This window comes from Saccharopolyspora halophila, from assembly GCF_039531955.1.
Lineage (GTDB): Bacteria > Actinomycetota > Actinomycetes > Mycobacteriales > Pseudonocardiaceae > Saccharopolyspora > Saccharopolyspora halophila.
Genome location: NZ_BAAARA010000007.1, coordinates 172,148 through 185,233, shown reverse-complemented (window position 1 = coordinate 185,233; position 13,086 = coordinate 172,148). Strand labels below are relative to the sequence as shown.

General features: G+C 70.0%; 13 protein-coding genes. 6 read left to right on the top strand and 7 right to left on the bottom strand.

From position 1 onward, the window contains the following. The first annotated feature begins 43 nt into the window (after nucleotides 1-43). The 3 genes from ABD289_RS11935 (at nucleotide 44) to ABD289_RS11925 (ending at nucleotide 2,204) form a co-directional block, all read left to right on the top strand. Entirely contained in the window at nucleotides 44-718 is a 675-nt protein-coding gene (locus ABD289_RS11935; RefSeq protein ID WP_344130228.1) for a hypothetical protein, read from the top strand. After that, nucleotides 604-1,479: an alpha/beta hydrolase gene (locus tag ABD289_RS11930; RefSeq protein ID WP_344130583.1), complete on the top strand. Its 876-nt coding sequence runs from the start codon at nucleotides 604-606 to the stop codon at nucleotides 1,477-1,479. Before ABD289_RS11935 ends, ABD289_RS11930 begins: the two co-directional genes overlap by 115 nt. Nucleotides 1,480-1,574: 95 nt before the next feature. Continuing rightward, a complete protein-coding gene (locus tag ABD289_RS11925; RefSeq protein ID WP_344130225.1) occupies nucleotides 1,575-2,204 on the top strand; it encodes a maleylpyruvate isomerase family mycothiol-dependent enzyme in 630 nt (209 codons plus the stop codon). A gap of 200 nt (nucleotides 2,205-2,404) precedes the next feature. Here the strand turns inward: ABD289_RS11925 and ABD289_RS11920 are convergent, their stop codons facing one another. The 3 genes from ABD289_RS11920 to ABD289_RS11910 are packed head-to-tail and all read right to left on the bottom strand — an operon-like array spanning nucleotide 2,405 to nucleotide 4,706. Continuing rightward, complete coding sequence (locus tag ABD289_RS11920) at nucleotides 2,405-2,641, bottom strand: non-oxidative hydroxyarylic acid decarboxylases subunit D (RefSeq protein WP_344130222.1); 237 nt, start codon at nucleotides 2,639-2,641, stop codon at nucleotides 2,405-2,407. Between the two features lie 26 nt (nucleotides 2,642-2,667). Further along, a complete protein-coding gene (locus tag ABD289_RS11915; protein ID WP_344130220.1) occupies nucleotides 2,668-4,092 on the bottom strand; it encodes a non-oxidative hydroxyarylic acid decarboxylases subunit C in 1,425 nt (474 codons plus the stop codon). Nucleotides 4,093-4,115: 23 nt separating this feature from the next. Further along, nucleotides 4,116-4,706, bottom strand: coding sequence for a non-oxidative hydroxyarylic acid decarboxylases subunit B (locus ABD289_RS11910; protein WP_344130217.1), 591 nt, complete (start codon nucleotides 4,704-4,706; stop codon nucleotides 4,116-4,118). An 84-nt stretch (nucleotides 4,707-4,790) separates the two neighbouring features. On the opposite strand from ABD289_RS11910, the gene ABD289_RS11905 reads away from it, so the two are divergent. Both ABD289_RS11905 and ABD289_RS11900 read left to right on the top strand, forming a co-directional pair. Further along, nucleotides 4,791-5,657 (top strand): helix-turn-helix domain-containing protein, encoded by an 867-nt coding sequence (locus tag ABD289_RS11905; protein ID WP_344130212.1) that lies wholly within the window; start codon nucleotides 4,791-4,793, stop codon nucleotides 5,655-5,657. 98 nt (nucleotides 5,658-5,755) lie between these two features. Then, a complete protein-coding gene (locus ABD289_RS11900; protein ID WP_344130209.1) occupies nucleotides 5,756-6,871 on the top strand; it encodes an NAD(P)-dependent alcohol dehydrogenase in 1,116 nt (371 codons plus the stop codon). 140 nt (nucleotides 6,872-7,011) lie between these two features. Here ABD289_RS11900 and ABD289_RS11895 read toward each other — a convergent pair whose 3' ends face one another. Next, nucleotides 7,012-7,941, bottom strand: a complete 930-nt coding sequence (locus tag ABD289_RS11895) for a proline dehydrogenase family protein (protein ID WP_344130206.1) — start codon at nucleotides 7,939-7,941, stop codon at nucleotides 7,012-7,014. A 70-nt stretch (nucleotides 7,942-8,011) separates the two neighbouring features. After that, a complete protein-coding gene (gene pruA, locus ABD289_RS11890) occupies nucleotides 8,012-9,640 on the bottom strand; it encodes an L-glutamate gamma-semialdehyde dehydrogenase (RefSeq protein ID WP_344130203.1) in 1,629 nt (542 codons plus the stop codon). 117 nt (nucleotides 9,641-9,757) lie between these two features. On the opposite strand from pruA, the gene ABD289_RS11885 reads away from it, so the two are divergent. Then, nucleotides 9,758-11,404 carry a helix-turn-helix domain-containing protein gene (locus tag ABD289_RS11885; RefSeq protein WP_344130200.1) on the top strand — a complete coding sequence of 549 codons (1,647 nt, stop codon included), beginning with the start codon at nucleotides 9,758-9,760 and terminating at the stop codon, nucleotides 11,402-11,404. Nucleotides 11,405-11,413: 9 nt separating this feature from the next. Here ABD289_RS11885 and ABD289_RS11880 read toward each other — a convergent pair whose 3' ends face one another. Then, on the bottom strand, nucleotides 11,414-11,587 hold the full coding sequence (locus ABD289_RS11880; protein WP_344130197.1) for a hypothetical protein: 174 nt from the start codon (nucleotides 11,585-11,587) through the stop codon (nucleotides 11,414-11,416). Between the two features lie 236 nt (nucleotides 11,588-11,823). Then, nucleotides 11,824-12,753, bottom strand: coding sequence for a type I pantothenate kinase (gene coaA / locus ABD289_RS11875; RefSeq protein WP_344130193.1), 930 nt, complete (start codon nucleotides 12,751-12,753; stop codon nucleotides 11,824-11,826). Between the last annotated feature and the right edge of the window lie 333 nt (nucleotides 12,754-13,086).

Sequence of the window (13,086 nt, the reverse complement as noted above, 5' to 3'; positions counted from 1 at the left end):
AAGTGGCTCAACCTTCCATCCGGTGAAAGTGATGTGACCGATCGTGATCACCCGAACGCTGTGTCCGCTGCTCGCCCCGGTTCTGGTGGTCCCGTTGTTGAGCGCCGCTCCGGTGCGCGCGGATCCGCTGGTGTTCGGCCCCTGCCCGTTCGAGGGGGCGGAGTGCTCCGAGGTGCGGGCGCCGGTCGATACGGCCGATCCGGACGGCCGGTGGATCTCGATCGCGGTTTCGCGCGTGCGGGCATCGGGTGATCCGGACGAGTACCGGGGCGCGCTGCTGGTCAATCCGGGCGGTCCGGGCGGTTCCGGGTTGGAGTACGCGGTGGAGAAGGGCGCCAAACTGCCCGAGCGGGTGCGGCGCTCCTACGACATCATCGGCTTCGACCCGCGCGGCGTCGGCCGCAGCGCTCCGCTGGACCGCGCTGAGCTCGGCGGTCTCTTCGAACATCCCGCTCCGGAACCGGTTCCGGCCGATGATACGTCCGAACAGGACCGGCTGAGCCGATCGCGCGCGATGGCGGGGGATTGCCTGCGGGAAAGCCCGGACGCGGCGCTGATGAGCACGACGAACACCGCGCGCGATGTCGACCGCGTCCGGGAGCGCTGGGGGAGAGCGAACTCAACTTCCTCGGCGTTTCCTACGGCAGCTACCTCGGTGCCGCCTACGCCGCCGAGCATCCCGACCACGTCGGTCGGATGGTCCTGGACAGCGTGGTGAGTCCGGATGACTGGCACGACTTCGACGTCCACCAGGCCGTCGCCATGCTCGATCAGCGCGAAACCCTCTTCGAGTGGATCGCTGACCGTCCGGAGTTCGCCCTTGGCGACACGCGCGAGCAGGTCCGCGCGGCATACGCCCGCGCCCGCGCGGACCTCGCCGAGCATCCGGCGCGCGGCACCTTCGGAGCGGCCGAGTTCGACAACCTCGTCTACCGGACGCTGTCGCGCACCCAGCGCTGGCGACCGTTCGCGCGGGCGCTGGGCTCCTACGTCCGGACCGGCGATGCCGCGGGGCTCGAACCGCAGCTGCCCGAAACCGACGCCGAGTCCCGCAACTACGAAGCCGCCTTGCGCGCGGTGAAGTGCGCGGACAGTCGTCGGCCCGGCCCCGCCGAGGTCGTCGAGGACGTCCGGGCGCTGCGCCGCGCCGATCCGCTCCCGATCCTGACCGGGCTGGAAGCCGACGTGTGCGCCTACTGGGCGGCTCCGGAAGAACCGGCCCGCTTCGGTGATCCCGCCATGCCGCCGATCCTGCTCACGCAGGCAGAGCACGACCCGACCACGCCGCGGGCCGGGGCCTTGCGCATGCAGGCCGAACTGCCGGGTTCCCGCATGATCACCGCGGACCGCAGCTACTCGCACGGCGTGTTCGCCAGCCAGCGGATCCGTTGCGTGGACGACGCGGTCGCCGCCTACCTGGTCGACGGCGAGCTCCCGCGCCGGGACCGGCACTGCCGGGGGCCGGGTCTGCCGGAGTGATCACGGGGTGCGCGCGGGGCATCCGCGAGGGCGGCGATTGACACCGCTGCGGGGTCCGGCCAGGCTTGGGTGCACATCGGACAACGGGGGCAAAGATGGCGGATCGGGCAGAGGTTCTGGAGATGGCGGTGCAGGAGCGCACCGATCTGCTGACCTTCCTCGAGACGCTGACGCCCGAGCAGTGGGAATCGCCCAGCTTGTGCGCGGGCTGGAGCGTGCGCCGCGTGGTCGCTCATGTGATCAGCTACGACGAGCTGAGCTGGTTCGGCGTGTTCAAGCGAGCCGTGCGCGGCGGTTTCCGGCCGGACCGAATCAACGAGCTCGGGGTCGCCGACTACGCGGAACTCGGCGCGGAACGACTCCTCGCCGTGCTGCGCGCGAATCTGCGCCCCACGGGGCCGATCACGGCGCTCGGTGGCCAGATCCCGCTGGTCGACGGCACGATCCACCACCAAGACATCCGGCGCCCGCTGGGCATGCCCAGGCAGATCCCGGCGGAGCGGCTGCGCGTGGTGCTCGATCTGGCGCTCAAAGCCCCGCCGACCGGTGCGAAGAAGCGGGCCGAGGGCCTGACCGCGCGTGCCACCGATCTCGACTGGACGCACGGCGAAGGACCCGAGGTCACCGGCCCGGGCGAAGCGTTGCTGCTAGCCCTGGCCGGACGGAAGGAGGCGCTCGGTGATCTCGACGGACGAGGGATGCCGATGCTCACCGAGCGCCTCTAGACGTTAACGGGTCCATGGAGAACGCGGCGGATCCGCATGCGGTGTGGGACTCAGCCCGCGCTGCGGCGGGTTCTCGGACGCCGGGCGAGGACGACGGCGGCGCCGCGCAGGTCGCTTGCTCGAGTCGCGGGTCCCGCCCGGCGTCCGAGGTTCCGCTGCGCGCACCGCCACGCGAACTCCTAGCCGCAGCGTCTCCTGAATCACCGCAGCGGCGGGATCGCCGGTACCTCCGAGGCGATTTCGATGTCCTGTTCGGTCAGCCGGTACTGCTCCGGGTAGTGCTCCCGGCTGCTGCGCCTGGCGGGCTCGGTGGTGCGCCACATGTACAGGCAGCGCGGGCACTGCAGCACCTCCCAGGCACCCGGCACCGGGGAAGTGGTGACGCTGCGGATGTTCGGGTCCGCGCAGCGCGGGCAGACGGTTTCCTGTGCGCTCATGCGAAAACTCCTCGCTACGACGTGATTCAGCGGTTGGCCAGCATCGAGCGAAGCCGCTCGGTCCACTCGGCGGTCTCGGGCAGGTCCTTGGTCGGGGTGCCGAAGTTGCCGCGCACATCGGGCTCTACCGGCGTGGTCGCGTCGATGACCATCTTGCTGATCACGCCTGCGGGCTCCGATGCCGGAGCGAGGCCCACCACCGACAGGTTCGGGATGACGACCACGTCGTCGGACGGGTTGACCTTCGACGACTGCGCCCACATCACCTGCGGCAGGTCGAACGGGTCCACGTCCTCGTCGACCACGATGACCTGGCTGACGTAGCCCAGGCCGTGCGGCGTGGTCATGGCGCGCATGCCGACGGCCTTGGCGAAACCGCCGTAGCGCTTGGCCGTGGAGATGATCACCAGCAGCCCGTGGGTGTACATCGCGTTGACGGCCTTGACCTCGGGGAACTCCGCGCGCAGCTGCTTGAGCAGCGGCACGCAGGTGTTCGGCCCGACCAGGTAGTCGCACTCGGTCCAGGGCATGCCCAGGTACAGCGACTCGAAGATCGGGTTGGTGCGGTAGGAGATCTTCTCGACGCGCACCACGGGCATCCGGCGCCCGCCCGAGTAGTGCCCGGTGAACTCGCCGAACGGGCCCTCCAGCTCGCGCTTGCGCGATTCGATGTGGCCCTCGATGACGACCTCCGCGCCCCACGGCACGTCCAGGCCGGTCAGCGGGGCGGTCGCGATCGGCATCGGGGACTGGCGCAGGGCGCCCGCCATCTCGTACTCGGACTGGTCGTAGCCCATCGGCATCCCCGCGACGATCGGCACGACCGGATCGTTGCCGAGGGTGATCGCGATCGGCAGGTCCTCGTCGAGCTCCTCGGCCTTGCGCAGGTGCTGGGCGATGTCGTGCATCGGCACCGGCTGCAGCGCCAGCCGGTCCGCGCCCATCACCTCGATGCGGTAGATGCCCAGGTTCTGCTTGTCGAAGTTGCCGGCATCATCCGGGTCGCGGGAGACCACGGCCGCCTTGTCCAGGTAGAAACCGCCGTCGCCGTCGTTGAGCCGGAACAGCGGCAGCACGTCGAACAGGTCGATGCCGGCGCCCTCGACGCTGTTCTCCTTCCAGGGCGCGTCCTCGCGACGCTCCGGGGCGACCGGGAACTCGTCCCAGCGGCGGGCGAACTCCTCGACCTGCTCGCGCGTGGAGGTCTCCTTCGGCAAGCCCAGCGCCATCGCGTGGTTGCGCCAGGAACCGTGCACGTTCATCGCGATGCGCGCGTCGGTGAAGCCGGTGACGTTGTCGAACCACAGCGCGGGTGCGCCCTCGCCGATGCGGCCCGCGGCGTTGGCCGCGGCGGCCAGGTCCGGCTCGGGCGCGACCTCCTCGCTGATCCGCAGCAGCTGCCCCTGCTCGTCCAGGGCGTCCAGGAACGACCTCAGGTCGTCGTAGGCCATGTGAAACTCTCCTCGTCGCTTCTTCAGGAAGCCCTGCCCTGCAGCCGCGCTTCGCGCATGCCCTCCCACCGGCGAGCGGCCGGTGCCGGGAGGTCGAGCTGGTCCAGGACTCGGGCGGTGATGTGCTCGACGAAGTCGTCGATGGTCAGCGGGTGGTTGTAGAAGGCGGGCATCGGCGGCACGATGCGCGCCCCCATCCGCGAGAGCGCGAGCATGTTCTCCAGGTGGATCTCGCTCAGCGGCGTTTCGCGCGGAACCAGCACCAGCGGTCTGCGCTCCTTGATGGTCACGTCCGCCGCGCGGGCCACCAGGCCGTCGGCGTAGCCCGTGCGGATTCCGGCGAGGGTCTTCATCGAGCAGGGCACGATCACCATGCCGTCGGTGCGAAACGACCCGGAGGAGATGCTGGCGCCCTGGTCCTCGGGGTTGTAGACCACGTCGGACAGCTCGCCGATCTGCTTGACCGAGCGTCCCGTCTCCAGTTCGAGCGTGGCTCGTGCCCAGCGGCTGAGCACCAGGTGGGTCTCCACCTCGGGTAGCTCGCGCAGCTGCTCCAGTAGCCGTACCGCGATCGGCGCACCGGTGGCGCCGGTCATCCCCACGATCAGTCGCACGCTTGTCCTTTTCGGTCATTTCGTTCCGACACATCCACGCTAGGACGCCGCAGCGCAGGTGAGCGGGTACGATTGCGACAATCTATGGGGAAAATCGGTCAACACATCACCGAGGTCGCCTATCGGCCGTGGTTGAGCGTGCCGATCGGCATGGACGTCGTGGGTTTCGCCGAGCTGTGCGAGCGCGGCCGCCGCCGGGAGATCGACCTGTCGGAGCCGCAGCGCCCCGACTTCCACCACCTGATCCACGTCGAGGCGGGCGGCGATCCGCTGCGGCACACCGTGGACTTCACGACGCACCTGATCCCGCCGGACGGCTGGCTGTGGGTGCGGCCCGGCCGGGTGCACCAGTTCGCCGCCGAGGAGGTCCTGGAACGAACCCGCGGCACGATCGTGATCTGGCGGCCGGGTTTCGTCACCGCCGACATGCCCGACGAGGAGCCGCTGTCACCAACGGGTTCCGATCGCGAGCTGGTGCGGATGGCGCTGGATCACCTGCTCGCCGAGTACGGGCACCTGGGCACGTTGAGCCTGCAGGCGCACAACACGACGCTGCGGATGCTGCTGTCGGTGCTGCTGGTGCGACTGGCCAACGCCGGTCCGCCGCCCGCGACCGAGATTCCTCCGGACGGCCCGTTCGACCGGTTCCGGACCGCCGTGGAGCACGATTTCGCGAGCACCCACCGGGTCGCGGACTACGCGGCCGCGCTCGGCTACAGCACGCGGACCCTCACCCGCGCGACCTTGGCCGCCACCGGAACGACGGCCAAGGCCTACCTCGACGCCCGCATCGTCCTGGAGGCCAAGCGCCTGCTGGTGCACACCGACGCCTCCGCCGCGGACGTGGCCCGCCACCTCGGCTTTCCCGGCCCGGGAGATTTCACCAAGTTCTTCCGCAAGCACGACGGCAGAACCCCGCTGACCTTCCGAGCGGAGGCCCGCGGCCAGTAGCGCCGTCGAATCCGGACACCCGAACCCGATTCGCCGTGCGAAATCGGGTTCCGCGCGGGCGTCCGGTCCACCAGGCTCGGTTCCTCGGGAGGTTGAGCATGCGAGTGAACGCCGCAGTCGTGGCCGAAACGGGCGGACCGTTCCGGCTGGAGGAGCTCGAGGTCGACGAACCGGGGCCGGGCGAGGCCCTGGTGAAGGTCGTCGCCACCGGGCTGTGCCACACCGATGTGATCACGCGGGACGGCGATCTGCCGATGCCGTTGCCGGGGGTGCTCGGCCACGAGGGCGCGGGTGAGGTCGTGGCGGTCGGCGACGGCGTCTCCTCGGTCTCGCCCGGTGATCGGGTGGTGCTGGGCTGGCCGTCCTGCGGCGGCTGCCGCAACTGCCGCGACGGCGAACCGCGGTACTGCGTCCGCATCGGCGAGGCCGTGGCAGGTGGTGCCCGGCTGCTCGGCCAGCGCGCCGGGCAACCCGCGCTGCGCCGGCCGGACGGATCGCGGGTGCACAGCCACTTCTTCGGTCAGTCCTCGTTGGCCACCCATTCGCTGACCTGGGCGGACTGGCTGGTTCGGGTGCCCGGGTCGGCGCCGCTGGAACTGCTCGGGCCGCTGGCCTGCGGGATCTCCACCGGTGCGGGCGCCGTGTTCAACACCGTGCGGCCCGGCATCGGGGATCGGCTCGTGGTCTTCGGCGCCGGTGCGGTCGGCTTGGCGGCGGTGATGGCGGCTCGGCTGTCCGCGGCCACCACGATCATCGCCGTCGACCGGTATCCCGGCAGGCTGGAGCTGGCCGGGGAGCTGGGCGCCACGCACACCATCAACGCGCAAGAGCGGGACGTGCTCGCCGAGGTGCACCGGATCTGCGGCGGCCCGGCGGACTACTCGCTGGAATGCACCGGAGTCATCGACGTGGTTCGCCGGGCCGCCGACAGCGTGGGGCTGCGCGGCACGTGCGTGCTCATCGGGGGTGCGCCCGCCGGTGCCGAGGTCACGCTCGACCACCTGTCGACCCTGTGGGGCAAGCGGATCGTGGGAACCCTCGGGGGCAGCGGTCGCAGCGAGGTCTTGATCGGTGGCCTGATCGACCTGCACGCCCAGGGCAGGTTCCCGTTCGACCGCCTGACCGCTCACTACGCGCTCGCCGACCTCGATCAGGCGATCGCCGACAGCCGCGACGGCGCCACGATCAAACCGATCCTGCACATGCCCCACTGACCCCGCACCGAGGCCCAGACCAGGAGCACCCACCAACCCGCCCCACCAGACCCGCACCGAGCGGTCCCCGCAAAACCCTCGAAAACGGGCCCCCGAATTCCAGGGAATTCAGGGGCCCGATTTCCAGGAGTTCGGGGTGGTCAGCCTCGGGTGGCGAGGGAGCGGAGGAAGAAGGCGAGGTTGGCGGGGCGTTCCGCGAGGCGGCGCATGAAGTAGCCGTACCACTCGTCGCCGTAGGCGACGTAGACGCGGAGCTTGCCGCCTTCCTCGGCGATCCGCCGCTGCTCGTCGGGGCGGATGCCGAAGAGCATCTGGTACTCGAAGTCGTCGGCACCGCGGCCCGCGCGTGCCGCCAGCTCACCCGCGATGGCGACCAGCCTCGGGTCGTGGCTGGCGACCATCGGGTAGCCCTCGCCCTGCATGAGGATCTTCAGGCAGCGGACGTAGGAGCGGTCCACTTCGGACTTGTCCTGGTAGGCCACCGACGCGGGTTCGGCGTAGGCGCCCTTGCACAGCCGCACCCGCGAACCCTCGCCCGCCAGGTCGCGGCAGTCCTGCTCGGTGCGCCGGAGGTAGGCCTGCAGCACCGCGCCCACCCAGGGGAAGTCCACCCGCAGATCCCGCAGGATGCTCAGCGTGGAGTCCACGGTGGTGTGGTCTTCCATGTCCAGCGTGACCGTGGTCCCGGCGGCCTGCGCCGCCTCGCAGATCAGCCGGGCGTTGTCCAGCGCGATCTTCTCGCCGTCGGCGGGCAGGAACTGCCCGACCGCCGAGAGCTTGACCGACACCTCGGCGTGCTGCGCCAGGCCTTCGGATGCCAGCAGCCGCAGCATCTCCTGGTAACCGGCGACGGTCTCGGCGGCCTGACCGGAATCGAGCGTGTCCTCGCCGAGCCGGTCCAGGGTGACGTGCAGTCCCTGCTCGCGCAGTCGCCGCGTCGCCGCGGCCGCTTCCTGCGGCGTGGCTGCCGCCACGAACCGCTGAACCACCGGGCGCGTCAGCGGATTCGCCTCCACCAGCCGACGCACGCTCTCCGACCGCCCAGCGGTCAGCAACGCAGTACGCAACACCGAAACCTCCTACGAGACAACGAAGACCGACGCGAAGCGGGACGCCCACCACGGGCGCCCCGCCCGGAAATCACCCCATGTGGGGGTATTCGTGACTGGTCGGCGCGTCCCAGGTCTCCTTGATGGCCCGCGGGCTCGTCCAGCGCTGGATGTTCATCAGCGAACCGGCCTTGTCGTTGGTGCCCGACGCCCGGCTGCCGCCGAAGGGCTGACGGGACACGATCGAACCGGTCGGCTTGTCGTTGACGTAGAAGTTGCCAGCCGCACCGCGCAACTTGCGGTGCGCCTCCTCGATGGCGCTGCGGTCGGTGGCGAAGACCGCACCGGTCAGCGCGTACGGGCTGGAGGAGTCCACCACGTCCAGGAGCGAGGAGTACTCGGCGTCCTCGTAGACGTGCACCGCGATGATCGGGCCGAAGTACTCGGTGGTGAACACCTCGTCGTTCGGGTCGCTGCCGACCAGCACCGTGGGCTCGACGAAGTAGCCCACCGAGTCGTCGTAGCCGCCACCGGCGAGCACCTCGATCGAGGAGGTCTCCTTGGCGCGGTCCAGCGCGCGCTTGTGCTTGGCGAAGGCGCGGGAGTCGATGACCGCACCGCCGAAGTTGGAGAAGTCGGTGACGTCGCCGAACTTGATGCTGCCCGCGAGGTCGGCCAGCTCCTCGCGCAGGCCGCCCTCCCAGATGGAGCGCGGGACGTAGGCGCGGGAGGCCGCCGAGCACTTCTGGCCCTGGAACTCGAAGGCGCCCCGGGCGAAGGCGGTGGCCAGCGGCGCCGGGTCGGCCGACGGGTGGACCACGATGAAGTCCTTGCCGCCGGTCTCGCCCACGATGCGCGGGTAGCAGCCGTAGGCGTCGAGGTTGTCCCCGATGGTGCGCCAGAGCTTCTTGAACGTCGCGGTGGAACCGGTGAAGTGCAGCCCGGCGAAGCCCGGGTCGGTCAGCGCGACATCGCTGACCGCTTCACCGTCGCCGGTGACCATGTTGATCACGCCGGGCGGCAGGCCTGCGGCCTCGAGCATGCGCATGGTGAAGTGCGCGGCGAACTGCTGCGACGGCGTCGGCTTCCACACGACCGTGTTGCCCATCAGAGCCGGGGCGGTCGGCAGGTTGCCCGCGATGGCGGTGAAGTTGAACGGCGTGATCGCGGTGACGAACCCGTCCAGCGGCCGGTAGTCCATCCGGTTCCACTCGCCGGGCACCGAGCGCGGCTGCTCGGCCATGATCTGGCGCGCGTAGTGCACGTTGAACCGCAGGAAGTCGATGAACTCGCAGGCCGCGTCGATCTCGGCCTGCTGCACCGACTTCGACTGACCCAGGATGGTGGCTGCGTTGATGGTGTCGCGCCACGGACCGGCCAGCAGGTCGGCGGCGCGCAGCAGCACCGCGGCCCGCTCGTCGAACGGGGTGGCCGCCCAGCTCTCGGCGGCGTCCTTGGCCGCCTGGACCGCCTCGGCGACGTCGTCGGCGGTGGCTTGCGCGCAGGTGCCCAGCACGTGCTGGTGGTCGTGCGGCTGGACGACGTCGAAGCGCTCGCCGCCGGCCATCCGCTGGACGCCACCGATGGTCTGCGTCAGGTCGAAGCGCTCGGATTCGAGCTCGGCCATCCGCTTCTGCAACGACTCGCGCTCGGGCGATCCGGGCGCATAGCCCTTGACCGGCTCGTTGTAGGGCACCGGTACCGAGGTGATCGCGTCCATGACCCGCCTCCTTGAGTCGTTGAAGTGTTCGTTGCTTGGGAGATTAAGGACTTGCTGGGCGCTCGAGCCTGTCGGATCGGCTATATTTGGGGTGGTGGAGTTGTGGGATTGGACAAAATGGCTGGCGAGGTTGACTCGGTCGACGTGACCGAGGTCGGAGTGCCGCTGCGGCAGCTGCTGACCACCATCGGCGACCCCCTGGTGGACGTGCTCGCCGCGCCCGCCGGTCTGGATGTCGAAGTGCGTGATGTGGTCATTGTCGACCCGGAAGAGGAGTCCGGCAGCTCTCGAAGCGGCGACTTCGTACTGGTCATCGGCGCGCGCGGCCGGGCCGCGATGCGGCTGGTGCGCGACGCCGCGCGCGGCGGTGCGACCGCCGTGGCGGTCAAGATCGGTTCCGAGGCCGACGCCGGGGCGCTGCGCGACACCGCCATCGACACCGGTATCGCGCTGCTGGGCGTGCGGCCCGAGGTTCGCTGGGAGCGACTCGAGTCCTACGCGCACACCGCGATCGACAACGCGCGGCTGACCACCGATGCCGATCTGGGCGAGGCGCTCGGCGACCTGTTCTCGTTGGCCCAGACCGTGGCGGCGATGACCGACGGGATCGTCAGCATCGAGGACACCGCCAGCCGCGTGCTGGCCTATTCGCGCTCCGATGACGAGGTCGACGAGCTGCGCAGGCTGTCCATCCTGGGGCGGCAGGGGCCGGAGGCCTACCTGGCGATGCTGCGCGAGTGGGGTGTCTACCACCGGCTACGCGCCGGTGAGGACGTGGTGCGCCTGGAGGAGCGGCCCGACCTGGGGATTCGGCGGCGGATGGCGGTCGGCATCCACGCGGGCAGTCAGCCGCTGGGCTCGATCTGGGTGCAGGAGGGCGCGCGCCCGCTCTCCGAGAGGTCCGAGCGCGCCCTGCTCGGGGCGGCGCGGCTGGCCGCGGTGCAGCTGATCCGGCAGCGCTCGGAGGTAGGCGGCGAACCGCGCCTGCGGGAGAACCTGCTGGCCGGACTGCTCGATGGGCGGGTCGACGCCCGCTCGGTGGCCGACAACATCGGTGCCGACGCGGAGCGTCCCGCGGTGGTCGCGGTGTTCACCCTGCGCCCGGCGGGCGGCGCGGACCGCTCCGAGCTGGAGCTGCAGCGCTCGGAGATGACCGGCCTGATCTCGGTGCACGCTTCGGCGTACCGGCGCAGCGCCCTGGTCACCACCATCGGATCGCGGGTGTACGTGCTGCTGCCGGAACTGCCCGAGCGCTCGGCGGGTTCGGCGGCGTTGCAGCTGACCAAGGAGATCGTCACCGCAGCCGGGCAACACCTGCGCGCTCGGGTGCAGGTGGGTGTGGGGTCTGCGGTGTCCACTCTGGACGACGTCGTGGAGTCGCGGGCCGAGGCCGACCGGGTGCTGGAGGCGCTGCTGCACGATGGTGGCACCGAGGTCGCCACCATCTCCGACGTCCGGGCGCAGGTGGTGGTCAGCGAGATCCTCACCATGCTGCAGGGCAACGACCGCTACCGGGACTCGCGGCTCGAGGTCCTGCACGAGCACGACGCCGAGCACGGCGCAGAGCTGGCCCGGAGTCTGCTGACCTACCTGGAGCACTTCGGCGAGGTCCGCAGCGCCAGCGCCGCCCTGCACGTGCACCCGAACACCCTGCGCTATCGCGTCCGTCGAGCGGGCGACCTCACCGGCATCGACCTCACCAGCCCGACCGAACGCCTCAACACGCACCTCCAGCTGCTGCTGGCGAAGCGGGCACGCCGCTGAGCCGCTCGCTCAGCGCGACCGCGCCCACTGCGCGCCCATCCACGAGATGGCGGCCAGCATCGCGACGAAGGCGAACGCGAAGCCGACCCACCAACCTCGAGTCGCGAAAAGTACTGACAACGGCGTGAAAATAGCGACCAGCGCGATCGAGGCCCCCGCCTCGTTGCGACTTCCCGTCGACACGGTCCCTCCAGTCCGCAACAGTTTTGCCTAAAACTGTACGGCTGCGGAGCCCGAAATGTCCGCACAGTTTTAGGCAAAACTGTCACGGGCGCCGCCCCGAAGTCATCCGCAGCTCCCGGTTCTCGGGTTCGCTCAGCGCGGTGATGCCCTGTCTGGACGATCGCGTGATGAGGGGAAGTGGGCTCGACGCCGGGCGTCTCGTCGGGTGCGGCTGGTTTCCTCGGAGGTCGAGGCGTTCAGAGCTTGCGGAGGCGGACTCGGTTGATGGAGTGGTCGATGTCCTTGCGCAGCACCAGGGTTGCCCGGGGACGGGTCGGCAGGATGTTGTCCACCAGGTTCGGCTCGTTGATGGTGCTCCAGAGGTGCTCGGCCTCGACGCGGGCTTCCGGGTCGGACAGCTCGGCGAAGTGGTGGAAGTGCGAGTTCGGGTTGGCGAAGGCGGTCTCGCGCAGCGCCAGGAACCGGTCGACGTACCAGCTGGCGATGTGCTCGGTCCGGGCGTCGACGTAGATCGAGAAGTCGAACAGGTCGGAGACGCTGAGGCTCGGGCCGGGCTGCAGCACGTTGAGGCCTTCGACGATGAGGATGTCCGGCTGACGCACCACGTGCTGCTCGTCGGGCACGATGTCGTAAGCCGTGTGCGAGTACACCGGCGCGGATACTTCGCGCGCACCGGATTTGACCTCGGTGACGAACCGCAGCAGCGAGCGCCGGTCGTAGCTCTCCGGGAAGCCCTTGCGGTGCATCAGGCCGCGCCGCACCAGCTCGGCCTTGGGGTAGAGGAAACCGTCGGTGGTCACCAGGTCCACGCGCGGGTGGTCGGGCCAGCGGGCCAGCAGCGTGCGCAGGATCCGCGCGGTGGTGGACTTGCCGACCGCGACGCTGCCGGCCACGCCGATCACGAACGGCACCTTCGTGCCGCAGTCCTCGCCGAGGAATCCCGTGGTAGTCGAGTGGGCGTGCTGCCGCGCGGCCACCTGCAGGTTGATCAGCCGCGACAGCGGCAGGTACACGTCGGCGACCTCGTCGAGATCGACCGGTTCGCCCAGGCCGCGGAGCGCGACGAGTTCGTCCTCGCTCAGCGGGAGGGGCAACGAGTCGCGCAGCTCGCGCCACTGCGCGCGATTCAGCTCCACGTACGGGCTCAGTTCGCGTACGCGCGTCACAAAGCACCCCTCAGCATCGAGGCCGGGCAACACCGCGGCACCGCCGGTTCGCCGGAGATGCCCGCAAAACCCTAGGACGTCAGAACCCTAGGCCTTCGCGGCGGTGCAACGCTGTGATTCAGTGCACGCTGAGACGCACCAGACACTCGAACCGGTCAACGAACCCGCTTCACCTGCGCAGGCGGTCGGTGCGGCTCGACCGATCAAGGCCGCCGCGCCGCGGTGCGCACGGCTGCGGAAAGGGCTTCGCGGGCGGGTAGGCTGCAAGATCGAGTGTTACGTCGAGCACCCGCGCGGCGGGGCCGGAGTAACGGGGGCACAACCGAACGTGCC

Excerpts from the sequence above, each read along its gene's own strand:
- ABD289_RS11925 (WP_344130225.1), top strand. The coding sequence starts at position 1,575 with ATGGCGGATCGGGCAGAGGTTCTGGAGATGGCGGTGCAGGAGCGCACC.
- ABD289_RS11920 (WP_344130222.1), bottom strand. The coding sequence starts at position 2,641 with ATGAGCGCACAGGAAACCGTCTGCCCGCGCTGCGCGGACCCGAACATC.
- ABD289_RS11915 (WP_344130220.1), bottom strand. The coding sequence starts at position 4,092 with ATGGCCTACGACGACCTGAGGTCGTTCCTGGACGCCCTGGACGAGCAG.
- ABD289_RS11905 (WP_344130212.1), top strand. The coding sequence starts at position 4,791 with ATGGGGAAAATCGGTCAACACATCACCGAGGTCGCCTATCGGCCGTGG.
- ABD289_RS11900 (WP_344130209.1), top strand. The coding sequence starts at position 5,756 with ATGCGAGTGAACGCCGCAGTCGTGGCCGAAACGGGCGGACCGTTCCGG.
- pruA (WP_344130203.1), bottom strand. The coding sequence starts at position 9,640 with ATGGACGCGATCACCTCGGTACCGGTGCCCTACAACGAGCCGGTCAAG.
- ABD289_RS11885 (WP_344130200.1), top strand. The coding sequence starts at position 9,758 with ATGGCTGGCGAGGTTGACTCGGTCGACGTGACCGAGGTCGGAGTGCCG.